22 protein-coding genes and 1 pseudogene are annotated in these 26,845 nt (G+C 65.8%); 9 read left to right on the top strand and 14 right to left on the bottom strand.

The annotated features are described in order from the left end of the window. Positions 1-86: 86 nt before the first annotated feature. Positions 87-956, top strand: coding sequence for an RNA polymerase sigma factor SigI (gene sigI / locus MNAB215_RS09395; protein WP_077078621.1), 870 nt, complete (start codon positions 87-89; stop codon positions 954-956). Positions 957-972: 16 nt separating this feature from the next. On the opposite strand, the pseudogene MNAB215_RS09400 reads toward sigI, so the two are convergent. Beyond that, positions 973-2,200: pseudogene (locus MNAB215_RS09400) on the bottom strand (MinD/ParA family ATP-binding protein). Positions 2,201-2,742: 542 nt separating this feature from the next. On the opposite strand from MNAB215_RS09400, the gene gltB reads away from it, so the two are divergent. After that, on the top strand, positions 2,743-7,326 hold the full coding sequence (gltB, locus tag MNAB215_RS09405; RefSeq protein ID WP_077081889.1) for a glutamate synthase large subunit: 4,584 nt from the start codon (positions 2,743-2,745) through the stop codon (positions 7,324-7,326). Then, positions 7,319-8,785 carry a glutamate synthase subunit beta gene (locus MNAB215_RS09410; protein ID WP_077078623.1) on the top strand — a complete coding sequence of 489 codons (1,467 nt, stop codon included), beginning with the start codon at positions 7,319-7,321 and terminating at the stop codon, positions 8,783-8,785. The genes gltB and MNAB215_RS09410 overlap by 8 nt, the downstream gene beginning before the upstream one ends. A 374-nt stretch (positions 8,786-9,159) precedes the next feature. Here MNAB215_RS09410 and MNAB215_RS09415 read toward each other — a convergent pair whose 3' ends face one another. Continuing rightward, entirely contained in the window at positions 9,160-10,011 is an 852-nt protein-coding gene (locus tag MNAB215_RS09415) for an LLM class F420-dependent oxidoreductase (RefSeq protein ID WP_077078624.1), read from the bottom strand. Between the two features lie 25 nt (positions 10,012-10,036). On the opposite strand from MNAB215_RS09415, the gene MNAB215_RS09420 reads away from it, so the two are divergent. Continuing rightward, positions 10,037-11,380 carry a sensor histidine kinase gene (locus tag MNAB215_RS09420; RefSeq protein WP_425436431.1) on the top strand — a complete coding sequence of 448 codons (1,344 nt, stop codon included), beginning with the start codon at positions 10,037-10,039 and terminating at the stop codon, positions 11,378-11,380. 2 nt (positions 11,381-11,382) lie between these two features. Here the strand turns inward: MNAB215_RS09420 and MNAB215_RS09425 are convergent, their stop codons facing one another. Continuing rightward, positions 11,383-12,030: a response regulator gene (locus MNAB215_RS09425; protein ID WP_077078626.1), complete on the bottom strand. Its 648-nt coding sequence runs from the start codon at positions 12,028-12,030 to the stop codon at positions 11,383-11,385. A gap of 264 nt (positions 12,031-12,294) precedes the next feature. Between MNAB215_RS09425 and espB the strand changes: the two genes are divergently transcribed. Genes espB through MNAB215_RS09440 form a run of 3 tightly spaced genes read left to right on the top strand, consistent with a single transcriptional unit; the run spans position 12,295 to position 15,304 of the window. Further along, on the top strand, positions 12,295-13,809 hold the full coding sequence (gene espB / locus MNAB215_RS09430; protein ID WP_131829096.1) for an EspB family ESX-1 secretion system-associated protein: 1,515 nt from the start codon (positions 12,295-12,297) through the stop codon (positions 13,807-13,809). A 31-nt stretch (positions 13,810-13,840) separates the two neighbouring features. Further along, positions 13,841-14,272 (top strand): hypothetical protein, encoded by a 432-nt coding sequence (locus tag MNAB215_RS09435; RefSeq protein ID WP_077078628.1) that lies wholly within the window; start codon positions 13,841-13,843, stop codon positions 14,270-14,272. A 21-nt stretch (positions 14,273-14,293) separates the two neighbouring features. Beyond that, positions 14,294-15,304, top strand: coding sequence for a PHP domain-containing protein (locus MNAB215_RS09440; protein ID WP_077078629.1), 1,011 nt, complete (start codon positions 14,294-14,296; stop codon positions 15,302-15,304). Here the strand turns inward: MNAB215_RS09440 and dinB are convergent. Continuing rightward, on the bottom strand, positions 15,293-16,486 hold the full coding sequence (gene dinB / locus MNAB215_RS09445) for a DNA polymerase IV (protein WP_108637597.1): 1,194 nt from the start codon (positions 16,484-16,486) through the stop codon (positions 15,293-15,295). The two genes, MNAB215_RS09440 and dinB, sit on opposite strands and share 12 nt — an antisense overlap. Before the next feature lie 35 nt (positions 16,487-16,521). Then, on the bottom strand, positions 16,522-17,169 hold the full coding sequence (locus tag MNAB215_RS09450) for a TetR/AcrR family transcriptional regulator (RefSeq protein WP_425436432.1): 648 nt from the start codon (positions 17,167-17,169) through the stop codon (positions 16,522-16,524). 68 nt (positions 17,170-17,237) lie between these two features. On the opposite strand from MNAB215_RS09450, the gene MNAB215_RS09455 reads away from it, so the two are divergent. Further along, positions 17,238-18,707: a flavin-containing monooxygenase gene (locus MNAB215_RS09455; RefSeq protein ID WP_077078631.1), complete on the top strand. Its 1,470-nt coding sequence runs from the start codon at positions 17,238-17,240 to the stop codon at positions 18,705-18,707. Here the strand turns inward: MNAB215_RS09455 and rraA are convergent. The 9 genes from rraA to MNAB215_RS09500 all read right to left on the bottom strand — a co-directional run bounded on the left by rraA (position 18,704) and on the right by MNAB215_RS09500 (position 24,874). After that, positions 18,704-19,189: a ribonuclease E activity regulator RraA gene (rraA, locus tag MNAB215_RS09460; protein WP_077078632.1), complete on the bottom strand. Its 486-nt coding sequence runs from the start codon at positions 19,187-19,189 to the stop codon at positions 18,704-18,706. The two genes, MNAB215_RS09455 and rraA, sit on opposite strands and share 4 nt — an antisense overlap. Beyond that, complete coding sequence (locus MNAB215_RS29405; protein ID WP_077081891.1) at positions 19,186-19,632, bottom strand: Rv3852 family protein; 447 nt, start codon at positions 19,630-19,632, stop codon at positions 19,186-19,188. The genes rraA and MNAB215_RS29405 overlap by 4 nt, the downstream gene beginning before the upstream one ends. A 106-nt stretch (positions 19,633-19,738) precedes the next feature. Beyond that, the gene (locus MNAB215_RS09470; protein ID WP_077078633.1) at positions 19,739-20,248 is read right to left on the bottom strand and encodes a copper resistance CopC family protein; all 510 of its coding nucleotides are present in this window, start codon (positions 20,246-20,248) and stop codon (positions 19,739-19,741) included. Continuing rightward, positions 20,245-20,916: a YcnI family copper-binding membrane protein gene (locus MNAB215_RS09475; RefSeq protein ID WP_077078634.1), complete on the bottom strand. Its 672-nt coding sequence runs from the start codon at positions 20,914-20,916 to the stop codon at positions 20,245-20,247. Before MNAB215_RS09475 ends, MNAB215_RS09470 begins: the two co-directional genes overlap by 4 nt. Before the next feature lie 15 nt (positions 20,917-20,931). Continuing rightward, positions 20,932-21,588 (bottom strand): DUF6474 family protein, encoded by a 657-nt coding sequence (locus MNAB215_RS09480; protein ID WP_077078635.1) that lies wholly within the window; start codon positions 21,586-21,588, stop codon positions 20,932-20,934. 122 nt (positions 21,589-21,710) lie between these two features. Then, positions 21,711-22,109, bottom strand: a complete 399-nt coding sequence (locus tag MNAB215_RS09485) for a helix-turn-helix domain-containing protein (protein ID WP_077078636.1) — start codon at positions 22,107-22,109, stop codon at positions 21,711-21,713. Between the two features lie 454 nt (positions 22,110-22,563). Continuing rightward, positions 22,564-23,259 carry a TMEM165/GDT1 family protein gene (locus MNAB215_RS09490; protein WP_077078637.1) on the bottom strand — a complete coding sequence of 232 codons (696 nt, stop codon included), beginning with the start codon at positions 23,257-23,259 and terminating at the stop codon, positions 22,564-22,566. Positions 23,260-23,514: 255 nt separating this feature from the next. Beyond that, entirely contained in the window at positions 23,515-24,048 is a 534-nt protein-coding gene (locus MNAB215_RS09495) for a peptidase (RefSeq protein WP_077078638.1), read from the bottom strand. A gap of 202 nt (positions 24,049-24,250) precedes the next feature. Further along, a complete protein-coding gene (locus MNAB215_RS09500) occupies positions 24,251-24,874 on the bottom strand; it encodes a superoxide dismutase (RefSeq protein WP_077078639.1) in 624 nt (207 codons plus the stop codon). A 918-nt stretch (positions 24,875-25,792) separates the two neighbouring features. Between MNAB215_RS09500 and MNAB215_RS09505 the strand changes: the two genes are divergently transcribed. Then, complete coding sequence (locus tag MNAB215_RS09505; protein WP_077078640.1) at positions 25,793-26,842, top strand: DUF4328 domain-containing protein; 1,050 nt, start codon at positions 25,793-25,795, stop codon at positions 26,840-26,842. Positions 26,843-26,845 lie beyond the last annotated feature (3 nt).

Raw genomic sequence — 26,845 nt, forward strand, 5'->3', positions numbered from 1 at the left:
GATTTCTCCATTGACGACGGGCGCCGACCGGGGAAAGTTACAGTCGGAGTGCGTAACTTTTTCCGGCACCGGATCGTCGATGAGTCATGAACACGCCGCAGCCGCCCACTGGCCAGATCGGCGACGCATGGCGTCGTCACCGCCCCTATCTGGTCAATCTCGGATACCAAATCCTCGGGGATGTCGGCGACGCTGAAGACGTTGCGCAAGAGGCCTTTTTGCGCCTGTCACGGGTGGGCGCCGGTGAGATCGACGATGTCCGGGGCTGGCTCACGGTGGTGACGAGCCGGCTCTGCCTCGATCACGTGCGTTCGGCACGAATCCGTTACGAACGGCTGAGTCCACCCGGCGATGACGGCCGCGACATTCTGGAGTCGCAGACCCCCGACCCGGCCGACCGGGTGACTCTCGATGACGAGGTACGAAGCGCGTTGCTGGAAGTGTTGAGGCGGCTCAGTCCCGGTGAGCGGGTCGCCTTCGTGCTGCACGACGTGTTCGGTGTGCCCTTCGACTCGATTGCCGAAACCGTGGGCCGCCCGGTTGGCACCTGCCGTCAGCTGGCGCGGCGAGCACGATCTAAATTCGAAGTGGCGCAACCGAAGGCGAGCGGGGTGACCACCGCCGAGCATCTACTCGTTACTGAGAAATTCATCAACGCCTGCGCCAACGGCGACATCGCCGCGCTGGCCGCCGTGCTGGATCCCACGGTATGGGGTGTGGGCACGGTGCTGGCCGAACCGGCGCCGCCGCCCCAGATCAACCACGGGCCGGACGCGGTGGCCCCCAACCTGATGCGCTACTTAGGCCCGGAGGTGACTCTCGTCAGCGGCCCTGCCGGTGGTCCGGCCCTGCTGGCCTTCGCCGAGCGCCGGCTGTTTGCCGCCATCGTGCTGACCATCGAGGGCCGCCTGGTCACGAAGGTCGAGGCGATCGCCGACCCGGCGGCCCGCGGGTGAATTCGGCTGGGCCGCTTCAGCTTTCGCCTTGGCTGACCCGGCGATTGCGCCCACGGTCGCCACGCGCCGCGAAATGGCCGGCGATCATCGCCGTGATCTGCAGAAATTTGAGCCGTGTCGGCGCGGCCATCTCGTGGCCCACATCGATCACGCCGCCGGGCCGAAGATGGGGATCGAAGGGAACCTCGACCACCGGCTGCCCGTGATCGACGAACTCGCGGGCCAGCAGGGCGCGCGTGCGTTTGTCGGCGTGCCCGTCGGAGTCGTTGAGCACAACGATCGTGTTGTGCAACAACTCCGTCAGGCCCTGATCCGACAGCCATTCCATGGTCCGGGCCGCCGCGGAGGCTCCGTCCGCCCATGGCGACGACACGACGATCAGCGCATCGAGGTCGCGCAACACCTCGTGGGTGACCGCTGAATCCATCGTCGAGCCGCAGTCGATGACCGAGATCGCGAAATGGCGGTCCAGCCGCAACGCGGCTTCCCGGTAGATCGCGCGATCGAGCACCCTGCGCGGGCCGGCCGCCGGTTCGCCACCGAGCACGTAGAGGCCCACCGAATTGCGGCCCACCCGCTCGGCCACATCGGTAAACGTCTCCAGGTTCTTGTCGGCGGTCAGCTCCCAGAACGAGCCCGTCGACCGTGGATCGATTCGGCTGCTCAGCCGGCCGAAGGCGGTATCGGCGTCGATGGCCACCACGTGGTCTTGGCGCCGCAGCTCGGCGAACAGCGAGCCGACGCTGGCGGCGACGGATGTCTTCCCGACGCCGCCCTTGCCCAGCACGCCCACCTTGTGTGTGCCGTGCAGAACGGTCCGGATCGCGGCCTCGTACTGGACCGCTAGGCGTTGCTCGGGCGATGGACCCAGCTTGACCAGGCCGAAGGTGATCAGCCGCAGGAGGCGGCGCCAGCCGCGGTCCGGGGGCTCGGCCGCGGTGGCCGAGGCCCTCACCAGTCCGGCATCGCGCCACGGTGGCTGACTGACCGAGGCCGCGGGCGCCGGCGGTGCGGCCGTCTGCTGGGGCGCTTCGGGTCGCGGCGGTGCCACGGCGTGCTGACCCGCGACGGGCGGGTGCGTGGGCGGCTGGCGGAGCGGGACTGGGGGAGCCGTGGGCGGCCGTTGCGGCGCAGGCGCGTACACCCGTCCCTTATACACATCTGGCGCTGGCGACGAAAAGGGGAGGGGCGGCGCGGGGGGGGGGCTGCAGACGGTCCCGCAGGAATTCGTCGCGCTCGTTCATGGGCTCCTCAGTGCCAGCCGATCGACCGCCGCGTGTGGTCGATCGCACGGAACTCCATTATCGGGCACGCGGTGCCTCGGGGCCTTCCAAGTCCCGCGCAAACCCCGTCGCCGCCGACGCGGTGCCGCCGCGTCGTGCGGGGCGAATCGACCCTGGACCATAGCAAACTTGTTCCGACTGCGGAGGTGGTGCACAACGGCCCAGGGCCGGTACCGAGTTGACCGGATTTTCGGTTGCTCACCTGCGCGCTGCGGTGCTGGTAAGGGCCTTCTGCAGCGGATTTACGCCGCAGCCAGCTCGCAGGTTAGACTTGCGGAAGTTGGCATGTCAGCCGGTTTTTGTCATATCGTTTTACGACTTGTCGAGACTTGGTACACGCCCACCGTTCAGCGCCGCACGGACGATTCCCTGCTCGGATCAGTTTCCGCCTGGGAGACAGCCTATCGACAAGACCGACGGGGTTTGAGCCCGCAACCTCCGGGTGCGGTCCCGTCGGAGCCCAAAAGGGCAGCGCAGAAGTTCTGGTGGAGGGGCAGGTGCATATGACGCCCAAGCGCGTTGGGTTATACAACCCCGCGTACGAGCACGATTCGTGCGGCGTAGCCATGGTCGTCGACATGCACGGCCGTCGAAGCCGCGACATCGTCGACAAGGCCATCACCGCACTGCTCAACCTCGAACATCGCGGCGCCGCTGGCGCCGAGCCGCGCAGCGGTGACGGCGCGGGCATCCTGGTCCAGGTCCCGGACGCCTTCCTGCGTGAGGTCGTGGAATTCGAGCTGCCGGAGCCGGGCAGCTATGCCACGGGTATCGCGTTCCTGCCGCAGTCGTCCAAAGACGCCGCCGCCGCCTGTGCCGCGCTGGAAAAGATCGTCGAGGCCGAGGGCCTGACGGTGCTGGGCTGGCGCAACGTACCCATCGACGACTCGTCGCTGGGCGCGCTGTCGCGCGACGCGATGCCGACATTCCGGCAGGTGTTCTTGACCGGAGAATCGGGAATGGCGCTCGAGCGGCGCTGTTACGTGATCCGCAAGCGCGCCGAGCACGAACTGGGCACCAAGGGCCCGGGCCAGGACGGGCCCGGCCGCGAGACGGTGTACTTCCCCAGCCTGTCGGGCCAGACGTTCGTGTACAAAGGCATGCTGACCACGCCGCAGCTGAAGGCGTTTTACCTTGACCTGCAAGACGATCGGCTGACGAGTGCGCTGGGTATCGTGCACTCACGCTTCTCCACCAACACCTTCCCCTCGTGGCCGCTGGCACACCCTTTCCGGCGCATCGCCCACAACGGGGAGATCAATACCGTTACCGGCAACGAGAATTGGATGCGGGCCCGCGAGGCGTTGATCAAGACTGATGTCTTCGGGTCCGCCGACGACCTGGAGAAGTTGTTCCCGATCTGCACCCCGGGCGCCTCGGACACCGCGCGATTCGATGAGGCACTCGAATTGCTGCACCTGGGTGGGCGCAGCCTGCCGCATGCGGTGCTGATGATGATTCCCGAGGCCTGGGAACGCAACGAATCGATGGACCCGGCCCGGCGCGCGTTCTACGAGTACCACGCCTCGCTGATGGAACCGTGGGACGGTCCGGCGTCGATGACGTTCACCGATGGCACCATCATCGGCGCGGTGCTCGACCGCAATGGCCTTCGCCCGTCACGGATTTGGGTCACCGAGGATGGCCTGGTGGTGATGGCGTCGGAGGCTGGCGTCTTGGACCTCGATCCGTCGAAGGTGGTGCGCCGGATGCGGCTGCAGCCCGGCCGGATGTTCCTGGTGGACACCACCCAGGGCCGCATCGTCGCCGACGAGGAGATCAAGGCCGAGCTGGCCGCCGCGCACCCGTATCAGGAGTGGCTCGACAACGGACTTGTTCCGCTCGAGTCGTTGCCCCAGGGCAAGTACGTGCGGATGGCCCATGATCGACTTGTCATGAGGCAGTTGGCTTTTGGCTACACCTACGAAGAACTCAACCTGTTGGTGGCGCCGATGGTTCGCACCGGCGCCGAGCCGCTGGGATCGATGGGTACCGACACTCCGGTCGCGGTGCTGTCGCAGCGTCCCCGGATGCTCTACGACTACTTCCACCAGCTGTTCGCCCAGGTGACCAACCCGCCGCTGGACGCCATCCGCGAAGAGGTGGTGACCAGCCTGCAGGGCACCACCGGCGGGGAGCGCGACTTGCTCAGCCCGGACGCCGAGTCGTGTCATCAGATCCTGCTGCAACAGCCGATCCTGCGTAACCACGAGCTGGCCAAGTTAGTCAACCTCAACCCGGACGACGAGGTCAACGGTCGCTCGCATGGCATGCACTCCAAGGTGATTCACTGTCTGTACCCGGTCGCCGAAGGCGGCGCCGGGCTAGCGGCCGCGCTGGATGAGGTGCGCGCGCAGGCGTCGGCCGCGATCGCCGACGGTGCCCGGGTCATCATCATTTCCGATCGGGATTCCAACGAGCAGATGGCCCCGATACCGGCACTGCTCGCCGTCGCCGGGGTGCACCACCATCTGGTGCGGGATCGGACCCGCACTCACGTGGGGTTGGTGGTCGAATCCGGTGACGCCCGCGAGGTGCACCACATGGCCATGCTGATCGGCTGCGGTGCCGCCGCGGTGAACCCCTACCTGGTGTTCGAGTCGATCGAGGACATGCTCGACCGCGGTGTCATCGACGGGATCGACCGCGACAAGGCGTTGAACAATTACGTCAAGGCCGCGGGCAAGGGTGTGCTGAAAGTCATGTCCAAGATGGGCATTTCGACGCTGGCCTCCTACACCGGTGCCCAACTGTTCCAGGCCGTCGGGATCTCCGAGGATGTGCTCGACGAGTACTTCACTGGGCTGGCCTGCCCGACCGGCGGCATCACCTTGGACGACATCGCCACCGACGTCGCCATTCGGCACAAGCTGGCCTATCTGGACCGCCCGGACGAGCGCGCGCACCGCGAACTCGAGGTGGGCGGGGACTACCAGTGGCGGCGCGAGGGTGAGTACCACCTGTTCAACCCGGAGACGGTTTTCCGGCTGCAGCATGCCACCCGCACCGGCCAGTACAAGATCTTCAAGGAGTACACCCGGCTGGTCGACGACCAGTCCGAACGAATGGCGTCGCTGCGGGGGCTGCTCAAGTTCCGCGGGGACGTGCGGCCGCCCGTTCCGCTGGACGAGGTCGAACCCGCCAGCGAGATCGTCAAGCGGTTCTCCACCGGTGCGATGAGCTACGGCTCAATCTCCGCCGAGGCGCACGAGACGCTGGCCATCGCAATGAACCGGCTGGGCGGCCGCTCCAACAGCGGTGAGGGCGGCGAGGACGTCAAGCGTTTCGACCACGATCCCAATGGAGACTGGCGACGCAGCGCGATCAAGCAGGTCGCCTCCGCGCGGTTCGGGGTCACCTCGCACTACCTGACCAACTGCACCGATATCCAGATCAAGATGGCCCAGGGCGCGAAACCCGGTGAGGGCGGCCAACTTCCGGGCCACAAGGTGTACCCGTGGGTGGCCGAAGTCCGGCATTCCACGCCTGGTGTCGGCCTGATCTCACCGCCGCCGCACCACGACATCTACTCCATCGAGGACCTCGCGCAGCTGATCCACGATCTTAAGAACGCGAATCCGTCGGCGCGAGTACACGTTAAGCTGGTCTCCGAAAACGGAGTCGGCACGGTGGCCGCCGGTGTATCCAAGGCGCACGCCGACGTGGTGCTCATCTCGGGCCATGACGGCGGCACCGGTGCAACGCCGTTGACGTCGCAGAAGCACGCTGGCGCTCCGTGGGAGTTGGGACTGGCCGAGACGCAGCAGACGTTGCTGCTCAACGGGTTACGCGATCGGATCGTGGTCCAGGTGGATGGCCAGCTCAAGACCGGGCGCGACGTAATGATCGGGGCGCTGCTTGGCGCCGAGGAATTCGGCTTCGCCACCGCTCCGCTGGTGGTGGCGGGCTGCATCATGATGCGGGTGTGCCACCTCGACACCTGCCCGGTCGGCGTCGCCACCCAGAACCCGCTGCTGCGCGAACGGTTCACCGGTAAGCCGGAATTCGTAGAGAACTTCTTTATGTTCATCGCCGAAGAAGTGCGGGAATACATGGCGCAGTTGGGCTTCCGCACCTTCAACGAGGCCGTTGGTCAGGTGGGCGCCCTGGACACCACGCTGGCGCGCGCACACTGGAAGGCGCACAAGCTGGATCTGACTCCGGTGCTACACGAGCCGGAATCCGCGTTCATGAACCAGGACCTGTACTGCAGCTCGCGCCAGGATCACGGCCTGGACAAGGCGCTGGACCAGCAGTTGATCGTGATGAGCCGCGAGGCGCTGGATTCCGGCAAACCGGTCCGGTTCGCCACCACGATCAGCAACGTCAACCGGACGGTCGGCACGATGCTTGGCCACGAGCTGACGAAAGCCTATGGCGGCCAAGGCCTGCCCGACGGCACGATCGACATCACCTTCGACGGGTCCGCCGGCAACAGTTTCGGTGCCTTTGTGCCCAAGGGCATTACGTTGCGCGTGTACGGCGACGCCAACGACTACGTCGGCAAGGGCTTGTCCGGTGGCCGAATCGTGGTGCGGCCGTCCGACGATGCGCCGGCCGACTACGTCGCCGAGGAGAACATCATCGGCGGCAACGTGATCCTGTTCGGCGCCACCAGCGGGGAGGTTTTCCTGCGCGGCGTGGTGGGGGAGCGGTTCGCGGTCCGTAACTCCGGCGCGCACGCCGTGGTCGAGGGTGTGGGCGATCACGGGTGTGAGTACATGACCGGCGGTCGGGTGGTGATCCTCGGGCCCACCGGACGTAACTTCGCGGCCGGCATGTCCGGTGGTGTGGCCTACGTCTACGACCCCGCCGAAGAACTGCCGGAAAACCTGAACACGGAGATGGTGGACCTTGAGACTGTTGACGCCGATGATGCGGAGTACCTGCACGGCATCCTGCAGGCGCATGTCGATAACACCGATTCCGCAGTCGGCCAGCGCATTCTGGCCGACTGGCGCGGGCAGCAACGGCATTTCGTGAAAGTGATGCCCCGCGACTACAAGAAGGTGCTGCAGGCGATCGCGCAAGCCGAACGCGACGGCACCGATGTCGACAAGGCGATCATGGCGGCCGCGCATGGCTGATCCGAGCGGCTTCCTGAAGTACACGCACCGGGAACTGCCGCAGCGCCGGCCTGTCCCGCTGCGGTTGAAGGACTGGAAAGAGGTCTACCAGGAATTCTCCGACGAGACCTTGCGCGAGCAGGCAACCCGCTGCATGGACTGCGGTATTCCCTTCTGCCACAATGGCTGTCCGCTGGGCAACTTGATCCCGGAATGGAATGACCTGGTGCGCAGGGGTCGTTGGCGCGATGCGATCGAACGGCTGCACGCCACCAACAACTTCCCCGACTTCACCGGTCGATTGTGTCCCGCGCCCTGCGAGCCGGCGTGTGTGTTGGGAATCAACCAGGATCCGGTGACGATCAAGCAGATCGAGCTGGAGATCATCGATCACGCTTTCGACGAGGGTTTCGTGGTGCCGTTGCCGCCCACGAAGCTGACCGAAAAGACGGTTGCCGTAATAGGTTCGGGGCCGGCCGGGTTGGCCGCCGCCCAGCAGCTGACCCGCGCCGGGCACAGCGTCACCGTTTTCGAGCGGGCCGACCGCATCGGGGGATTGCTGCGCTACGGCATCCCGGAATTCAAGATGGAAAAGCGCGTCCTCGACCGCCGGCTTGACCAAATGCGGGCCGAGGGAACCGAATTCCGGGCCGGCGTCGATGTGGGCGTCGATATCACCGCGGAGCAGCTGCTGGCCGACTTCGACGCGGTCGTGCTGGCCGGCGGTGCCACCGCGGCGCGCGATCTGCCCGTACCGGGCCGCGAATTGGACGGCATCCACCAGGCGATGGAATACCTGCCGTGGGGTAACCGGGTGCAGGAAGGCGATGACGTCCTGGGCGAAGACGGGGAGCCCCCGATCACCGCTAAGGGCAAGAAGGTCATCATCATCGGCGGCGGCGATACCGGGGCCGACTGCCTGGGCACCGCGCACCGGCAAGGCGCGGTCGAGGTGCACCAATTCGAGATCATGCCGCGCCCGCCCGAGACTCGCGCCGAATCCACTCCGTGGCCGACCTACCCGCTGATGTACCGGGTGTCGTCGGCGCACGAAGAGGGCGGCGAGCGGGTCTTCTCGGTGAACACCGAGCAGTTCGCCGGCAAGGACGGACGCGTGACCGGGCTCAAGGCGCACGAAGTCACGATGGAGGACGGCAAGTTCGTCAAGGTCGAGGGTTCCGACTTCGAGCTCGAGGCCGACCTGGTGTTGCTGGCGATGGGCTTCGTCGGTCCGGAGAAACCGGGCCTGCTCACCGAACTCGGGGTGAAGTTCACCGACCGTGGCAATGTCGCCCGCGGAGCTGATTTCGACACGTCGGTTCCCGGGGTTTACGTGGCCGGGGACATGGGTCGCGGCCAGTCGTTGATCGTCTGGGCCATAGCTGAGGGAAGGGCCGCGGCGGCGGCCGTGGACCGGCATTTGATGGGCGCAACCGCGCTGCCGGCGCCGGTCAAACCGACGGCCGCTCCGCTTCAGTAGTCACATCAGTCACTTCAGAAACACGGCCGGAGTCGGTCGGCGCGTCTCCCGCAGTTTGCCAGAGCGCGGGTGTCTAATAACCCGTTGTGGGCTTGGTCACGCTCAAGCCTCGCTGACCGGAACGATCGCAGGAGTGATCATTGTGTATGTCAATCCACTACCTCGAACGCGGATGGGGCGAATAGCCTGGTCATGGTTTCGCCACCCAGTGAAGAGCCGCGAATTTCCCGCCAAACAGGAACGCCTGGTTACCGCTGAGGATCTGCTGCTGTTCGGGGTGTAGCCGCACGCAGTTCTTTTGCCCAGGATCAACAAGGGTTTGCTCAGCGTTACCGAGTTGTTATCGCACCAGAGATGAGCCCGGCAAGCCGGGGTCACCCGTCTTTCAGGCCCGAATCCCGGATCGCCTCGGCCAGTGGTTCCAGGACCGCCGGGTCGTGCGGCGCGGGTAGGTAGACGATGCCGAGGTCCAATCCCTCGGCCGCCAGCCCAGCCGCGTCTTCGATGACCTTGCCGTAGTTGAGGTCGGGCTCCAGGCGTAGATGGGCCGACGTCGTGATTTCCTTCGGATCCCGTCCGATGTCCGCGCAGTGCGAGGCCAGCACGTCACGCTTGTGGGCGAACACGTCGGGCGGACCCCCGACGAAGTTCCAGTGCTGCGCGTAGCGCGCGGTGATCCGCAGGGTGCGCTTCTCGCCGCTGCCGCCGATGCAGATCGGCGGGTGCGGGCGCTGCGGCCCCTTCGGCTCGTTGCGCGCACCCTTGAGTTGGTAGTACTTCCCGTCGAAGTCGGTGGTCTCCTCGCTGAGCAGACCGGTCAGCACCGCGCAGGCTTCCTCGAACCGATCGAAGCGTTCTTTGATGCTGCCCAGCTCGATGCCGTAAGCACCCGACTCTTCTTCGTTCCACCCGGCGCCGATGCCGAGCTCGAGACGGCCGTTGGAGATGATGTCAAGTGCGGCAGCCATATTGGCGAGCACTGCGGGGTGGCGGTAGTGAATGCCGGTGACCAGGGTGCCCAGGCGCAGGCGTTTGGTCGCCTGCGCAAGTGCGGTCAGCGTCGTCCACCCCTCAAGGCACGGCCCGCTGCTGTCGGAGAAGATCGGGTAGAAGTGGTCGAACGTCCACCCGGACTCGTAGACGTCGATGTCATCGGCTGCCTGCCAGACCGCGAGCAGGTCGGGCCAGGTGGTGTCTTGCGGGGAGGTCTTGAACGCGAATCGCATACTCCCGACAGTACTTAAGCGAACGGTGACGTTCCTAGGCGAATGCGCCTCCGCGGCATGCCAACGGCACTTAGATTGTGGCTGTCTGTTCAACAATCAGCGCAAAGACCTGGGGGATTGGCAGTTGAAGCCATCACATGTGTCGGAGTCCGGCAGGAAGCGCGAAGCCTGGGGCGGCCAGGTCACCGACACGGAGCTTGAGGGGGTACTGCGCGTACACCGGTGGCGTGCACTGCGAATCGCGGCGGTGCAACGTACGGTCGTCGCATTCATCATGGTCGGGGCCGCATTGGTCGACCGGGATCACAGTAGATGGACTCAGCAGGGAACACTGCTCGGCGGGTACATCCTCATCGCGTTGAGTGTTCTGATTCTCGGGTTTTCTCACCTGAGTCGATCGCTGGCCGCGAACCGCACGCTGCATGTTCTCGCGATGGTCGATGTGGTGGCGATTGTCGGCTTCAACCTGTTGTCACCCGCGGGGTACCTTCCGCTGCTGTTGATGGTGATGGTCCCGCGCATGGTTGCCTTGGATGTTTCGGAGTGGCGCGCCGCTCTGGGTCTGACCCTCGCGTTCGGGGTTTTCACCGCGTCGATCATTCAGGACCCCTTCATTACGGGACGACTGGGTTGGCCGCAGGTATTGCTCATTGTGCTGATCTACGGATTCATCTGTGGCACGGCCTTGTTGGCGGTTGTTTTCCGCCTGCGTCATTTTGGGGAACTGGCGAAAATGACCGCTTCCCGTGAGGCGTTGCTCGCTGAGACAATGACCGCCTCGGATACCGAGCGGCGAGAAATTTCCGAAGCCATCCATGATGGGCCCCTGCAGGACGTGTTGGCGGCTCGGCGCGACATTGTCGACTTCATCAAGAAATCTCCTGCCGAACCGCTGCAACGAGCGGTGGCGAGTCTCGATGACGCCTCGCGGCGATTGCGCGAGGCAACCTTCGAGCTGCATCCGGCCGTGCTCGAACAGGTCGGGTTGGGCGCCGCAGTGGAAAAGCTGGCGGCCTTCACCGCCGAACGCTCCGGCATCGCCATCACGACCGACATCGATTACCCATGCAGGAACGCTATCGATCCGATGGTGTTCGGGGTGGTTCGCGAGTTGTTGTCAAACGTGGTCCGCCACTCTGGAGCGTCGCACGCGTCCGTGAAACTTAAGGTCGCCCATCGCGAGTGCCAGCTAGCTGTCCAGGACGACGGTGTTGGGATAAACGCTGATGTGGTGATGCGCCGCCTCGCCGACGGGCATATCGGTCTGGCCTCGCAGCGGGCACGGGTGGATGCCGCGGGCGGCACCTTGAGGATTGTCGACGTTCCTACGGGGACGCATATCTGCGTGGATTTGCCGCTGCCCGGGTGAGCTCACTCCAGGAGCCGCCGCCGCATCGCCTCCGCCACCGCCGCACCCCGGTCCGAAACACCCAGCTTGTCGTACAGGTGCTGTACGTGTGTCTTCACCGTGCTCGGCGACACGAACAGGCGCACGGCGATCTGCGGGACCGTCAACCCTTCGGCGATCATGCGCACCACCTCCAGCTCGCGCGGTGTCAGCAACGCCGCATCTCCCCGGGCCCGTACTTTCACCTCACCCGCCAGCGCCCCCGCCAATTGGGTCGGCAGATATGTCGCGCCCTTTGCGCATTTGAGCACGGCGGCAACGATTTCCTCGCTGTCGGCGTCCTTTGTCAGGTAGCCCGCGGCGCCTTCGGCGAGGGCCTGATAGATGACCGAGCTGTCATCGAAGGCGCTGAGCAAGACAACGTAGGTGCCCAAACCGTCCCTCGCTACCGCTCGGACCACGTCGAGTCCGTTGAGTTCGGGCATCTTGTAGTCGACCAGCGCCACCGCGGGCCTCAGCTCACGGATCGTGGCCAGCGCCGAGCGACCATCGCCCAATTCCGCGAGCACGTCGATCTTCCCGCTCGCCTTGAGCGCCCGGACGATGCCGTCCCGGGTCACCGGGTGGTCGTCGGCAACGACGACTCTGACGCGGTCTGATTGCTGTGACATCGGCTGCGCTCCACGGGCCCTCGAAGATCTCGTGTGCGCTCGCCCTCACGACAGCGCGTTCTCATTCTTCCCCGGCCGGCTCGCCGAGGAGGTGGTTTGCGCCAACCGCTGCGGGCTGTCCTCCCCCAAATGGGGGAGGACATCTCATCCCCCCTACCCGACGTTTGCGCGAGGGACCTCGGCCGCCTGCGCCGGAATAGTCATACGTGACAGACGGCGAAGCGGCCGGAACGCCGGTAGGAGCCCCTCGAGGAGATGGACGCCATGACGCAGCCTCAGACACTCAACGTGGAATATGACGAGCTGCTGGCCCGAGCTGCCGAGCTCGAAAAGCCCCTCGCCAACATCCCGACCCTCAATCCGCCAGCGCCGTGTGCCCTTTCATACAGCAGGGATGCGGCCCGTCAAATTGCACTGTCCGCCGACATGATGCGGCTGTACTTGAGGGGTTGTGAACGTGAATGGAAATCCCTCGCGAAATCCCTGAGGGATGCGGCCAAAGCCTATGAAGAGGTCGACGACGCAGCGGCGGACACCATCGACTCCGAAGGGTCCATGCTGGATGTCACGCCGGCGGAAGTCGGTGCACATAACGAAGGCGGGGCATTCGTCGCGCCGGATCCCCTGCCGATGTCGGCGGCGTTTGATTACCCCTATTACGAGGTCAGGCAAGCGGTCATCGACATCGAAAACGGCGACCAGGGCGCGGCTTTCACCGCATTTGCGGACGCCTGGGACGACTTCCAGCGCTCCTTGCAGGACCAGACCTACCGGTTCCGCCCGTTTAACGCCTGGGAGGGCGACGCGAGGTCGGCGGTCGAGGGGAATTTCGAGCAGCAGCGGCAATGGATATTCAGCATGGTCGGACTGTGCACGACGCTGAGCAAGCAGGCCAGGGGCGTCGTCGATGCCCAGAAACAGCTCCGGGCCAAGGTCGGTTCGTACGAACACGATCCGGAGGGCGGGAATACCATTCCGGCGGAACACCCTGGGCCCATTGATATTTCAAATGTCGACTATTGGTACAAGTGGTACACAGAAAATGATCCGACCCAAGTGCATTGGGCGATCCGGTGGTATCAGGTCCTGCAGGACAAATCGGAGGAGGCACTGACGATTTATGTCTCCAACGCGTCCTTGCCGCTGCCGCCGGTGAATCCCTCGATGTTTCCGACCGTGTCTGCCATTCCCGACTTCAAGCTGGGATCCGACGGTCCTGGTGACATTGAGTCCGGGGAACTGCCTCCGGGCGACAGCTTTTCCGGCATGCCGCAGATGCCCTCGCTTCCCATGGGCGGGATGCCGTCCACGCCCGACGGGTCGATGCCGGCCGCTGCGGCCCCGCAGGTCCCTCCCCCCGGGAAGGACCTGCCGAAAGGACCGGGGATCAAGCCCGCGTCGCTCGGCGGCGGTGGCGGTGTGCCGTCGGTCCCTTCGGCTCCGTTGCAGTCCTGGGGCGACAACAACGCGGCGACAGCCGGTGCCGCCGCAGGCCCGGGTCGCTCGGTCCCGGTGCCTGACGCATACGCCGCGCTGAATGGCAAGGGTGCGGGGGGCGGCATGGGCGGTGGCATGCCGATGGGTGGCGCCGGCGGGCAGGGTCAGGGTCAGGGCAAGGGCAAGGCGATGCAGGAGCAGAAGGCCATCTACACCGAGAAGCGGCAATGGACCGAGGGAGTCATCGGCCGCCGTCCGCAGAAGGGCGCCGCCGAGCACGATAAGGCGACGCGGCCGAAATACCCGGTTGCGACGGCACCGGGTGGCGATGACGTTCGCTGAGACGTGAGGCGCAACTAAGCTCATCCGGACGATGACTAGTGCGCTCGGAATCGACACCAAGATCACCCTGCTGGCGGCTGGACTGATCTTTCTGCTCGCGCTCGTGCTCGGAGTGTGGAAATACCGGCAGATCATGGCGTCCGACGAGCACCGGGCACATCCGTATGTCGACATCGCGCACCGGGCGGCGCTGCTTTACTCCTTCGCGACTTTGCTCATCGCGGTGTTCGTCGCCCTGAGCGCCTGGCCGGCGTGGGTCAACCTGACGGCGGCGATGGTCGTCGTGTTCTTCTTCGTCGGGGCGATCATCGGCTATATCAGCCACGGTCTGCGGCGCGATACCGTCAACCAATTCGAAACGAAGGACCGGGGACTCGAGGTCTCGATGGCCCTGTTGATCGCCGGTGAGATCGGCGGGTTCGGCGTGATTCTCGCCGGGTTCGTCCACGGGCAGCTGCTCTGACCGGCGGGGCACACTGGAGCCATGGACCCGGTAACGGCGCTGCGGCAAATCGCCTACTACAAGGACCGCAGCCGCCAGGACCCCAAACGAGTGATGGCGTATCGCAACGCAGCCGACATCGTGGAAAACCTGGACGACGCCGAGCGTGAGCGGCACGGGCAGGCGAACAGCTGGCAGACCTTGCCGGGCATCGGTCCCAAGACCGCAAAGGTCATCGCGCAGGCCTGGGCCGGTCGTGAACCCGATGCGTTGGTCGAACTACGCGATGCGGCAACCGATCTCGGCGGTGGCGAGATCCGCGCCGCGCTGCGTGGCGATCTGCATCTGCATTCGAACTGGTCCGACGGCTCGGCGCCGATCGAGGAGATGATGGCCACCGCGGCCGAGCTGGGCCATGAGTACTGCGCGCTGACCGATCATTCGCCGCGGTTGACGATCGCCAACGGGCTGTCGCCGGAGCGGTTGCGCAAACAGCTTGACGTGATTGACGGACTGCGCGACCAGTTCGCGCCGATGCGCATCCTCACCGGCATCGAGGTCGACATCCTCGACGACGGCAGCCTGGACCAGGAACCGGAGCTGTTGGAGCGTCTCGATGTGGTGGTGGCCAGTGTGCATTCCAAGTTGTCGATGGATTCCGCCGCGATGACCCGCCGCATGGTGCGCGCGGTCTCGGACGGCCAAGCCGACGTGCTGGGCCATTGCACGGGTCGGCTGGTCGCCGGGAACCGCGGCATTCGGGCCGAATCGAAGTTCGACCCCGAGGCGGTGTTCACCGCGTGTCGTGATCACGGCACCGCGGTGGAGATCAACTCCCGGCCAGAGCGCCGCGATCCGCCGACCCGCCTACTGAATCTGGCACTGGAGATCGGGTGTGTGTTCAGCATCGATACGGACGCGCACGCGCCCGGACAACTGGACTTCCTGGGTTACGGAGCCCAGCGCGCGCTGGACGCCGGAGTTCCCGTCGACCGGATCGTCAACACGTGGCCGGCCGATCGGCTGCTGGACTGGGCGGCATCAGTCGGGTAAATGCGGCATCTCGATACCGGGGTCGCGGCCGACCAGGACGGCCGGCGTCAGGGCCGATTTGCCGTAGCGACTGCGCACCCGGTCGATCGCAGCGTCTATCGAAGGCGGCTCCCCGCACAACGGCAGCATCAGCTGCTGGGCCCCGCTACGGTCGATGCCCGACACCGCAAACCCCACCAGGGTCAACCCACGCTCTGCGATCAGGGGCGCCGCCGCCGCGACCAGCTGACGGGCGACGCCCAGGATCGGCTGCGTCGACGATGTGGCCCACGGCAGCGTGCGCGATCGGGTCGCCCGGGTGAAGTCGTCGAAGCGCATCCGAAGCACCACGGTGCGACCCGAGCGCCCCGCGGCGCGCATCCGGGCCGTGATCCGGTCGATCAGGTTAACGACGACCGCGTCAATGTCGCTGGGGGACATGCGATTACCGGCACGGCCCAGCGCGCGCTGAGCGCCGACCGACCGACGATGCACGCCGTTGGTGACCCGGCGGCGATCGATGTTGTGGGACAGCGCAAACAGTTGGCGTCCCATCGCGCCGCCCAGCAGCGAGGTCAGTGTCGACTCGCTGAGTTCGGCGACGTCAGCCACGGTGTATATGCCGTAGGCGTTCAGCTTGTCGGCGGTCTTGGACCCGACGCCCCACAACCGGCGTACCGGCAGGGGATGCAGGAACGCCAGCTCTTGGTCGGGTGGCACCAGCAAGAGCCCGTCCGGTTTGCCTTCTTGGCTGGCGACTTTCGCCAGGAATTTGGTACGCGCGATGCCGACGGTGATCGGGAGCCCGACGCGCTCGCGCACGTCGGCGCGCAATCCCGCGGCGATCTGCACGGGTGTGCCGGACACCCGATGCAGCCCGGCGACGTCGAGGAATGCCTCGTCCACCGAGAGCGCCTCGACTATCGGTGTGGTGTCGCGGAACACGTCGAACACCGCGTCACTGGCCCGGGAGTAGGCCGACATTCGCGGCGGAACCACCGCGGCGTGCGGGCACAGCCGCCGCGCCTGCGCGCCACCCATTGCGGTGCGCACGCCGTAGGCCTTGGCCTCGTAGCTGGCCGCCAGCACCACGCCGCCGCCCACGATCACCGGCCGGCCGCGCAGCGTCGGGTCGTCGCGCTGTTCGACCGACGCGTAGAACGAATCCAGGTCCGCGTGCAGGATGGACGCTTCGCACCGCACGAACGTATGTTCGCACGCCGGTCTGACAAGCCGCGCTAACAGGCCTCGCCGTAGATGCTGCTGACCCAGATGTGCACCAGCGTGTCGAGGAGTTGCTCGCCCGGCACCGACGGCCGTTCCTCGGCAAACGAGGTGAGCATCACCTTCTCGTTGAGCAGGTTCAGGGCCGCCGACAGCTGGTGCGCCGGCAGCGTCACCGGCGCGGCGCCGCGGGCGCGTTCGGTCTCGATCACCGTGGTGATGTGGGCGACCCACTTCTGCATGAAGCGCGACCACAGATCCCGGATGTCCTTATTGGTGCGCGCGGCTTCGGCGGCCAGCGACACCGCGCGATGCGCGCCGAAAGTCTGCACGAACACGTTGATTCCGGTGCGCCAGAGCGTCTTCAGATCGGCTGGTGGGTTGGCGATCAGGGACTCCAGCGCGGAGTCGGCCTCGATGATCACCCGCTCGAAGAGAGTGAGCAGCACGGCGTCCTTGGACGGGAAATAGAAGTAGAACGTCGGCCTGGACAACCCGGCCCCCTTGGCCAGGTCGTCGACCGAGACATCGGCGAGGGGACGTTCGGCCAGCAGTCGCTCGGCGGTGGACAGGATGGCCAATTCGCGCTCGTCCCCGGACGGACGCGTCGAGCGCCTGCCCCGCGGGGCGCGAGTCGAACTGGCGGCAGTCACTCTCGCCACTTTACACAGAGTTGAGCATTTCAACAGACCGTTGACGAATTCAACAGCGTGTTGATAGCGTGACGGTCATGACTGAGCACCTTGATGTCGTCATTGTCGGGGCGGGCATTTCCGGGGTGAGCGCGGCCTGGCACCTCCAGGAGCGCTGCCCGACCAAGAGCTTCGCCATCCTGGAACGCCGCGACGACCTGGGCGGCACCTGGGACCTGTTCAAATACCCGGGCATCCGGTCGGACTCCGACATGTTCACCCTCGGCTTTCGGTTCAAGCCGTGGACCTCGGCCAAATCCATCGCCGATGGCGCCTCGATCAAGGCCTATATCAACGAAGCCGCCGTGGAGAACGGGATCGACCGGCACATCCGCTACCGGCACCGGGTGCTGGCCGCCGATTGGTCCGACTCCGACAACCGCTGGACACTGACCGTCGAGCAGGACGGCCAACAGCATGAGATCACCTGCTCGTTCCTGTTCGCCTGCACCGGCTACTACAACTACGACCAGGGATACTCGCCCGAGTTCCCCGGCGCCGACGATTTCGGAGGCACCATCATCCATCCGCAGCACTGGCCGGAGGGCCTGGACTATGCGGGGAAGAAGATCGTCGTCATCGGGTCCGGCGCGACCGCGGTGACCCTGATCCCGGCGCTGGTGAACTCCGGCTCCGGTCATGTCACGATGCTGCAGCGGTCGCCGACCTACATCGGTTCGCTGCCCTCGGTGGACCCCTTTGCCGAGCAATTCAACCGGTGGCTACCGGAACGCCTCGCACACGTCGCGAATCGCTGGAAAGCCATCGCGTTCAGCACCTTCCAGTATCAGCTGGCCCGCAAGCGCCCCGCCTACATGCGCAACCTGCTGATGACGATGGCCGAGCGGCGCCTGCCGAAGGGCTACGACGTCGAGAAGCACTTCGGGCCACGATACAACCCGTGGGACGAAAGGCTGTGCCTGGCTCCGGACGCCGATTTCTTCCGGGCCATCCGGCACGGCAAGGCCGACGTCGTCACCGACACCATCGACCGGTTCACCAAGACCGGGATCAAGCTCGCCTCGGGTGAGGAGTTGCAGGCCGACATCATTGTCACCGCAACGGGATTGAATATGCAGTTGATTGGCGGGGTGGTCCCGACCCGCAACGGTGAGCCCATGGACCTGACCTCGCTGATGACCTACAAGGGCCTGATGTTCTCCGGTGTGCCGAACTTTGCCATCACCTTCGGGTACACGAACGCGTCCTGGACACTCAAGGCCGACTTGGTCTCCGAATTCGTCTGTCGGCTGCTGAATTACATGGACGCCAAGGGCTTTGACGTCGTGGAACCGCAGCACCCGGGCAACGCCGTCGACGAGCTACCGTTCATGGACTTCAACCCCGGCTACTTCCGGCGTTCGGTGCACTTGCTTCCCAAATCGGGATCGCGTGCGCCCTGGCGGCTCAAGCAGAACTATTTCTTCGACATGCGGACGATCCGGCGCGGCAAGATCGACGACGACGGACTGAAGTTCTCTAAAAAGCCAGCGGCAGTGGCTGTTTAACCAGTCGCAGCGGTGACCACGATGCCGTCGTCATCGCTGTAGGCGGTGTCGCCGGGGACGAATGTCACCCCGCCCAGGCTGATCTCGACGTCACGCTCGCCCGCACCGCTCTTGCTGCTTTTGCGGGGATTGGTGCCCAGCGCCTTGATGCCGATGTCGATACCGCGCAGCGCGGCAGCGTCCCGGACCGCGCCGTTGACGATCAGCCCGGCCCAGCCGTTGGAGCGGGCCAGTTCGGCGATGAGGTCCCCGACCAGCGCGGCGTGCAGCGAGCCGGCGCCGTCGATGACCAGTACCCCGCCCGCATTTGGCTGGGAGAGAACCGATTTCAACAGCGCGTTGTCCTCAAAGCACCGGACGGTGCTGATCGGCCCGGCGAATTGGGAGCGGCTGCCGAACTGGCGGAACTGGAGGTCGCAGCTGCGTACATCAGGCCCGATGTCGTCGACGAGGTCGGCGGTCGGCTGAAACGAGATGCTCATCCGCGACGGCGTAGTTGCCGGATCAGCAGGATGGCAAGCAGGCTGATTGCGACGGCGACCGCCAGCGGTACCGCCGATTGGCTGGGTGACGATGGCACGAGGGCGGGTGAGACGGGGTCTTTGGCTTCTTCGACCGTTGACTTCGCCTGCGCCGCAGCATCTTTGGCCGCAGCGGCGAGCTCGCCATTGGATTCGATCAACTGCCGCAGGTCCGCGGGCGACGCGGGGGGCTGTGGCGGCGCGGGGGCCGGGCTTTTGGCGGGCACCTTTTTCGCGGGTACTTTTTTGGCCGGCGCCTTTTTCGCGACCGCCTTTTTCGCCGGCGCCTTTTTCGCGGGTGCCTTCTTGGCTGCCTTGGCGGGGGGCTTCTGCTCGGGTGACGTCGGGTTCTCAGGCGTAGGGGCGTCGCGTTCGCCGTTAGGTCGATCGTGCGGGTCTGCCATGCGGCCGCTCCTTTGCAGCATTCTTTCGGCCATTTCTAGCGTCACGAAAAGTTACTCGGATCCCATCATGCCAGGGCGTGCGACGTCGATTCCGCGGCCAGGACGGTCAGGGCCTGCGCCGCACCGCCCACAATGCACCGATGGCGACGAGCGCCACCGCCCCCACGACGAACGGCCAGACCGGGATGCCGTTGCCCGCGGTACCGGCGGCGGCGGGTCCGGGTGTGCCGGTCCCGGGCACCGTCAGGCGAAACGACCATGACCCGGAGACCACGTGGCCATCTGCCGACGTCACCCGGTAGTTCACCGTGTAGGTGCCGGCCGGCCCGAGTGGCCGCAGGCCGATGGCGACGACCGCGCCCTGCACGCTCGGTTCCCCGGTCGACCACAAATTGCCGTCGGGCCCGACGACGGTCATCGCCGCAAACGTGGTTTGCAATCGTTCGTTGAAGGTCGCGCTCACCCGGTCGGGCCCCGTCGTCAGGGCCGCATTGTCCGCGGGGTCGGCGGACAACCGGGTGGCATGCGCGGATGCGACCGGCGCGGTATAGGCCGCGGTCAACGCGACGGCGGCCAGCATCACACCAGCCCACGCCAGGACCGCGCGGCGTCTCATGTCCTGCGGCGAACCAGCACCAGACAGATACCCAGGGCCGCCACTATCAGGGCTGCTCCGCCCAACAGGCGCGCGGTGTTGTCGGGCGAGTTCGACTGCTCGAGCTGGTGATCGATCGGCGCGCTCCCGTGATGGTGTTCGTGCGCTCCGGCCGGCCCGGTGCCCAGGGTCAGCATGGGCACCGGATGTTCGGGCTCACCGCCACCGGGCAGCAGCGGCTGATCCCATTTCACGACCGACCCGTCCGAATAGGTCTGCGTCGTGGGGAAGCTGACGGTGTCGGTGTCGGGCAGTTGCACCGATATCCGGAATAGCGCGAACTGGTCCACCGGGATCCCGGCGCCGGGCGCCGCCGTCCAGGTTACGGAGCCGACGGTGCCCGACGCGGCATCACGGTCCAGCTTGGCGGTCCACCCCGGCATCGCTTCGGTGCGAGCGGACCCGACGTTGGGCAGGGCGATCGTCAGCGCGGTGGTCGCCGCGCCCTTGTCGGATTCGTTGGGCACCTGGAAGGTCACCAGCGCCGTACCGCCGCGTACGGCGCTGTCGCTGCTGGCGTGGACGTGCGCCCAAGCCGCGGGCCCGACCGTGGCCGAGGCGACGTAGAGTCCGCTGGCCGCGGCGAGCGCGATCAGGGCGCGGGGCAGCCGGTGGTCGTGGAATGGCATGTCAGCGCACGACTTTCAGCTCAGCCCGAGCCGTGCCATCAGGTCGGCTTCGATGCCGTCGAGCTGTGCCGAGATCGCGGAGTGCGCGGCGCGGCGCCGCGCGGCGGGCATGTTCTCCGCGGCGGTGACGGCCGCCGACAGATCACTGAGCCGTTCGGAAATGGCGGACACGAACTGTTTGGTCTCGGCGTCCTTGGGCTTCTTGTCCTGCACTAGCCGCAGTGACTTTTCTGCCCCGGCGATCCGCGCCGACAGCTGGGCGCCGTGCCCGGAGAATTGGCCGATCTGAGCCAGCGGAATCCCGAGTTGGTCGGCGCGACGCTGGTCGATCAGCGCGCGGACGGCCGTGGCTCCCCGGTAGATCAACGGCGTCAGGATCGGCGCGAGCAGTCGAGACACTGTCAGTACCCGGCGTATCCGTGTCGGCGACAGCAATTTGCCTTCCCTGGCCGCTTTGAGCTCGGTCTCGGCGACTTTCAACGCCGCGCGGTCGCTGTCCCGCTGAGACTTGATCTGCGTCTTGAGGGTCTTCTCCGCGGAACGCAGGTCGCCTTTGATTCGGCGAGCCTCGTTCTTGGCGGCCAGCTTGGCCTCCAACTTGGCGCGGGCCTTGATCGCACGGGCCTCGGCGCGACGCGTCGCGCGACTCTTTCGCTTGCGGAACAGGCCCATTCCTGGCCGCCTCCCGGTATCTGGTGGACTATCGCTGTCGCGTGTGCGCGATCCGTGAGCCAACCCTAATCGGCATAGGCCGAAAGCAACCCAACCGGGCGGGTGCCTGACCGGTCGCGGGCTTACGCGTCGAGATGCTCCGCGCGACGCAGCTCGTTGACGCGCTCCACGATGTCCTGCTGGGCTTGCGGGGACAACCCGACGGCCCGCACCGCGATGCGGCGCACACCGTCGTCGCGCACTGCGGCCAGCCACGACAGTTCGTTGTCCAGCTTTTCGTAGTACTCGTCGTCGGTGAAGTACGCCGGCTTGATCCGGAAGAAATTCGCCAGCGCGGCCATGGTCGCCGACGACGGATTGGTGCGGTTGCCGGAGCGTAGCTGCGACAAGTAGGGAGCCGACATCGTGATGCCTTCCGCCTTGAGCGCCGCGATCACCTCTGCGGAGGTGTGCGGCCCGCGTCCGGGGGGATACACGGTGTCGAATAGACGATTGAGGCGAGCAGCGAACGTCGTGCTCATCGATAAGACCTCCACTGGGCTGTAGAAGCGAGCCATTACCTAAGTGTATTTGCTGACCATGGTACCGAGTGTTTCTGACCACAGCCAGGTGCAAAGAAGCGCGGCTTCGCTGGCGTCCGTCGGGAGGTTAGCCGAGTCCACACCCGACGAGCGTCCAACTAAATCACGCTAGTGTCCATAAAGCGAACAAAACTCACAGGTTATCCGCAGAATCGAGGTAGCAATTCGACGCGGGCCGGTACCGCGCTCAGGCGTGGCGGGCGGGGTGGCCGGAAGGGATCGGGCGGATGCACCGCAACCGGGAGATGACACAGACCCGACGGAAGATGTCTTTGCTGTCGGACGCGAGGTCTGGGCGGGAGCCGGGGTTTGGGTACCTCGAAGGGCCCGCGGAGGGAACTCCGGGGGCCGCTGCCGCGTCCGGCGGACGAGGGGAGCGGTGCCGGTCGGCCCCCTAGCCGATTTCCGGTGGCCTCCCGGCGATCGAGGCGTTTGTCCGGCGCCGGCGCAGAGTTTGCGCCAGCAGCGCGACGGCGACGGCCAGCGCCACCGTCGAGGTGACCGCAACGGCGGCCGGCCGCCAGCCGAGCGCGGTGTCCAGGAGGATCCACAGGCCGAACATCAGGAACAGCAGGCTCGCCAGCACGTGCAACAACTGCCGCGGAAGACGGCGATGCAGCAGCACCCCGACAGCGATCGCCAGGGCGTCAGCGCAGACCATGCCGACCGTCGAGCCGATCAACACCCCAATCAGGTCGTGATCACTGGCCAGCATGAGGGTCGCCAGCGACGTCTTGTCGCTGATCTCGGCGAGGAAGAACGAGGAAATCACTGCGAGCAGCGCGAATCGGGGTTGGTCACCGGTCGACACGTCGTCATCGCCGGTGGCGCCCTCACGCCAAGCCCACACGGCAAAGGCCAGGAAGGCAAGCGCGGACACGAAGGCCAAGGGGCGGGCGGGCAGCGCCGCGCCCAGAAAATGGCCGATCGTCACCGAAACACCGTGCGCGAGGAACGCGGCGATGGCGACCCCGGTCAGCACGATCCACCATCGGTAGCGCAGCGCGTACGTCATGGTGATGAGCTGGGACCTGTCGCCGAGTTCGGCGAGGAAGACCACCCCGAGGCTGAGCAATGTCGCGGCGAGCATGAGAGGCGACCTTTCGACACGTCGTCGACGACCGCGTGGCCGTCGAACACCGGTCGAAGGTCTCACCCACCGGTTGGGTTACACCGGTTCGCCGGCCGGGCTATGCGCCAGTATGTCGACTCGACGATTGGGGGCTACTCCCCTTCGCTAACGGTCTTAGGCTACCGGGCGGGTCGGGGCGGCGCCAGCGAGGCGCCGAAGTTCGGGCACCCGTATTCCACGATTCGTGGACTGAAGGAGTTCGGGTGAATGTCCTTATGCGGCAAGCAGCATTGCCAGGATCGCAGTATCAGGATGACTGATGGGGTCGACGCCGACACGGCTGACCATCGACGTGATGGTGCCGTCGGCTTCGGCCTCCACCCAGGCCGCTCGATGCTCTAAACCCAGATACGGCAAGCCCGGCAGTAGTACGCACCCCGAGGCCGCACCGTTGCATTCGGGCAACGACGGCGTGGTTTCCGATGGCGGGTGCAGCATCAGCAGCGCGGGTGGCTGGCGCTGCGCGAAATAGCCGGGCTGGATGGCGGATTCACCGAATACCGTGCCCTCGGCCACCACCAGGCCGACGGTGTCGGGCTCGGGCTCGTCGGGCAATTCCTCGCGAGCACCGAATACCGTTGTGGTGGAGAGCAATCCGGGCAACGATGCGACGCGAACCGCCACCATCAGCAGTTGGGCCCACTCCTTCGTGGAGTCAGGCCAACGCCCGGAGATGACAAACCCTTTCAGGTCACCACGGGAATGAAAGGGCGCAACACCTATCGGGCCGGCGGACCCAGCTTCCATCTCGACCTCCCCGCGACGCGTCGGCTTCGAAATAACCACGCTGGTAGCTCGAATAATTCAGAATGCCTGTGGGTTTCCAGGGTTGCAACTCGACACGGCTAATAGCGCCGGCATTCTTGCCCGGCTCACGGAGATGCCCGGAGCGGGGAAAAGCAAAGGCGCCGCGGAATATCCGCGACGCCTCAGCCTTGGGCGGATGTTGTCAGCCGAAGATCAAACCACCGGTCTTCTTGGTTGCGGCCTCGTAGCGCGACTGCACGTCGGCCCAGTTGACGACATTCCAGAACGCCTTGACGTAGTCCGCCTTGACGTTCTTGTACTGCAGGTAGAAGGCGTGCTCCCACATGTCGACCTGCAGCAGCGGAATGATGCCGAGCGGGACGTTGGCCTGCTGGTCGTACAGCTGGAAGGTCAGCAGCCTGTCGCCGAGGCTGTCATAGCCCAGCACCGCCCAGCCCGAACCCTGCAAGCCGTTGGCGGCAGCGCTGAACTGAGCCTGGAACTTGTCGAACGAACCGAACTGCTCGTCGATCGCGGCGGCCAGGTCGCCGGTCGGCTTGTCGCCACCGTTCGGCGACAGGTTCTTCCACCAGATGCTGTGGTTGACGTGCCCACCCAAGTGGAAGGCCAGGTTCTTCTCGTTCAAGAAGATCGCCGAGTGGTCGCCGTTGGCGCGTGCCTCTTCGAGCTTGGCCACCGCGTCGTTGAGTCCTTTGACGTAGGTGGCGTGGTGCTTGGTGTGGTGGATCTCGTTGATCTGACCGGAGATATGCGGTTCCAGCGCTGCGTAGTCCCAGTCCAAATCGGGCAGGGTGTATTCAGCCACGGCTTTCCTTTCCTCGATGATCGTTAGTGATCGTCTTGACGCGCGTTAGCGCGCGGTCCGCCACGCGGCGGCCCGGCGTTATCAACCCTGCTCCATGACCGCGCGCGCCGCAAGAACGATCGCTACTCGCCGCTCGGCCTAGTACCCAGTCGCGGTGATTTCAAGACAAGACGATGAGCGCGAGAACCGCGAGCAATGCGAGTGCGACGAGGCCGGCGCGCAGAGCGGCGACGCTATAGCTCTGGTTCCATGCAGGCGAGCCGGAATACGAGTTCGAGGGGCCCGACGATCCCGGACCGAACGAATGCGTCGCCATTAAGCGCCTTTCACCTGCCGCGCACCCCGTCGTAGTGAGGTGAGTCACAACTACTTATCGTGATCGCGATCATAACGCTTTGTGATCAGGTTGAAAAATAGTGCCCGCAATCGGCCTCTGAGCTGCAGATTCGTGCAGACGCTCAGTGTTGGGCGGGGCGGTGGGGGTGCGCTCGCCGGCGCGCCGGGCATCGGCGATTGGGTGGTTGCTTAGCGTGGCAATCCATTTCGCTCGCGTCCCCGATTCGGGGTCGTCAGACAAGCCTTAACTAACCCGCCGGTTATCCACAACGCGACGCGGGTTAGCCGAAAGAAGCTGTATTAATGGCTCCCTTACCCACGGGCCCACTGTGGATAAACCTGTGGAAACTGTGGATAGCCATAGGTAACTGTTGGTGCCGTCGAGTGATCGCCGGGGCGCCGCGCGCGCATGCCGAGGACGGGTCACGGGCCGGGTGGCCGTCCCGTTGTTCGCGAGGCGTCGCCGGCCCAGAGCCGTCGCCGCGATGAGTGTGGTCTCGCCGTTGTGCGCAACCCGACCGTGACCGATCGCCGCGGGTCGTGTCCCGTGGCCCGCGCCGTGGTCGGAGCTACGCTGGTCCGGTGATCCAGGTGTGCTCCCAGTGCGGCACTCGGTGGAATGTGCGCGACCGGCGCCGCGACTGGTGCCCCCGCTGCCGTGGGGCGCTGATGGCGCCGCTGGCGGACATGCCGCCGGCTGACCCGCGGTGGAGCACGCAACAGCGTGGGCCTTCGGCGCCGGCCGCGCCGCCCGCGTGGCAGCGCGCGGTGCCCCGGCTGCCGCCGGGCTTTCGGTGGATCGCGGTGCGTCCCGGGGCACCACCGGCCGCGCGGCGACCACGTCGCCCCCTGGGGCCGACGCCGCGATACGCGGTGATTCCGCGTTGGGGTCTGACGGATCGCATCCAGACCGCCGCGGCGGATGAGCCGGCCGCGCGGACCGGCCCGTCGACGGCCGCGGTGCGCGTCGCACTCTTCGTCAGCGTGCTGGTGCTGAGCATTGCGGCGCTGGTGTACGTGGTGCGTTACGTGCTGTTGGTCATCAACCGAAACACGTTGCTGAATTCCTGGGTCGCCATCGCCGCGGACTGGCTCGGGGTGCTTGCGAGTGTGGCCGCGGTTGCCGCGGTGATCACCTCGGGTGTGTTGCTGATCCAATGGTTGATCGCCCGGCGGGCCGCGGTCTTCGCGCATCACGGCCTGAGCGAGCAGCGTTCCGTTCGGGCGTTGTGGGCCGGCTGCGTGATACCAGTGGCCAACCTGCTGTGGGCCCCGGTGTACGTCATCGAGGTGGCAATCATGGAAGAGCATTACTCCCGGCTGCGCCGACAGATCACCGAATGGTGGATCGCGTGGGCGTTCAGCTACGCGGCCTCGATCGTGGCCATGATTACCAGCTTCGCCACCGACCCGCAGGGCATCGCCAACAACACCGCCCTCATGGTGTTCGCCTACCTGCTGGCGGCGGTCGCAGTGGCCGCCGCTGCCAGGGTCTTCGAAGCCTTCGTGCGCAAGCCCGTGGAGCGGCCCGCGCATCGCTGGATCATCGCGAGCCCCGACCTCCCCGGCCGACCGGCGGCGCCCGCATCGGCTGCCCCGGTTGAGCTGGAGGGGGAGGAACCGGCAGCATAGGGG

The sequence above is a fragment of the Mycobacterium numidiamassiliense genome, assembly GCF_900157365.1.
GTDB lineage: Bacteria > Actinomycetota > Actinomycetes > Mycobacteriales > Mycobacteriaceae > Mycobacterium > Mycobacterium numidiamassiliense.

Coding starts and splice junctions, on each gene's coding strand:
- MNAB215_RS09425 (WP_077078626.1), bottom strand. CDS start 12,030: ATGTCACAGCAATCAGACCGCGTCAGAGTCGTCGTTGCCGACGACCAC.
- MNAB215_RS09475 (WP_077078634.1), bottom strand. CDS start 20,916: ATGCCATTCCACGACCACCGGCTGCCCCGCGCCCTGATCGCGCTCGCC.
- MNAB215_RS09455 (WP_077078631.1), top strand. CDS start 17,238: ATGACTGAGCACCTTGATGTCGTCATTGTCGGGGCGGGCATTTCCGGG.
- MNAB215_RS09480 (WP_077078635.1), bottom strand. CDS start 21,588: ATGGGCCTGTTCCGCAAGCGAAAGAGTCGCGCGACGCGTCGCGCCGAG.
- rraA (WP_077078632.1), bottom strand. CDS start 19,189: ATGAGCATCTCGTTTCAGCCGACCGCCGACCTCGTCGACGACATCGGG.
- MNAB215_RS09490 (WP_077078637.1), bottom strand. CDS start 23,259: ATGCTCGCCGCGACATTGCTCAGCCTCGGGGTGGTCTTCCTCGCCGAA.
- MNAB215_RS09435 (WP_077078628.1), top strand. CDS start 13,841: ATGACTAGTGCGCTCGGAATCGACACCAAGATCACCCTGCTGGCGGCT.
- MNAB215_RS29405 (WP_077081891.1), bottom strand. CDS start 19,632: ATGGCAGACCCGCACGATCGACCTAACGGCGAACGCGACGCCCCTACG.
- MNAB215_RS09415 (WP_077078624.1), bottom strand. CDS start 10,011: ATGCGATTCGCGTTCAAGACCTCCCCGCAAGACACCACCTGGCCCGAC.
- MNAB215_RS09470 (WP_077078633.1), bottom strand. CDS start 20,248: ATGAGACGCCGCGCGGTCCTGGCGTGGGCTGGTGTGATGCTGGCCGCC.
- MNAB215_RS09440 (WP_077078629.1), top strand. CDS start 14,294: ATGGACCCGGTAACGGCGCTGCGGCAAATCGCCTACTACAAGGACCGC.
- MNAB215_RS09485 (WP_077078636.1), bottom strand. CDS start 22,109: ATGAGCACGACGTTCGCTGCTCGCCTCAATCGTCTATTCGACACCGTG.
- espB (WP_131829096.1), top strand. CDS start 12,295: ATGACGCAGCCTCAGACACTCAACGTGGAATATGACGAGCTGCTGGCC.
- MNAB215_RS09495 (WP_077078638.1), bottom strand. CDS start 24,048: ATGGAAGCTGGGTCCGCCGGCCCGATAGGTGTTGCGCCCTTTCATTCC.
- gltB (WP_077081889.1), top strand. CDS start 2,743: ATGACGCCCAAGCGCGTTGGGTTATACAACCCCGCGTACGAGCACGAT.
- MNAB215_RS09410 (WP_077078623.1), top strand. CDS start 7,319: ATGGCTGATCCGAGCGGCTTCCTGAAGTACACGCACCGGGAACTGCCG.
- sigI (WP_077078621.1), top strand. CDS start 87: ATGAACACGCCGCAGCCGCCCACTGGCCAGATCGGCGACGCATGGCGT.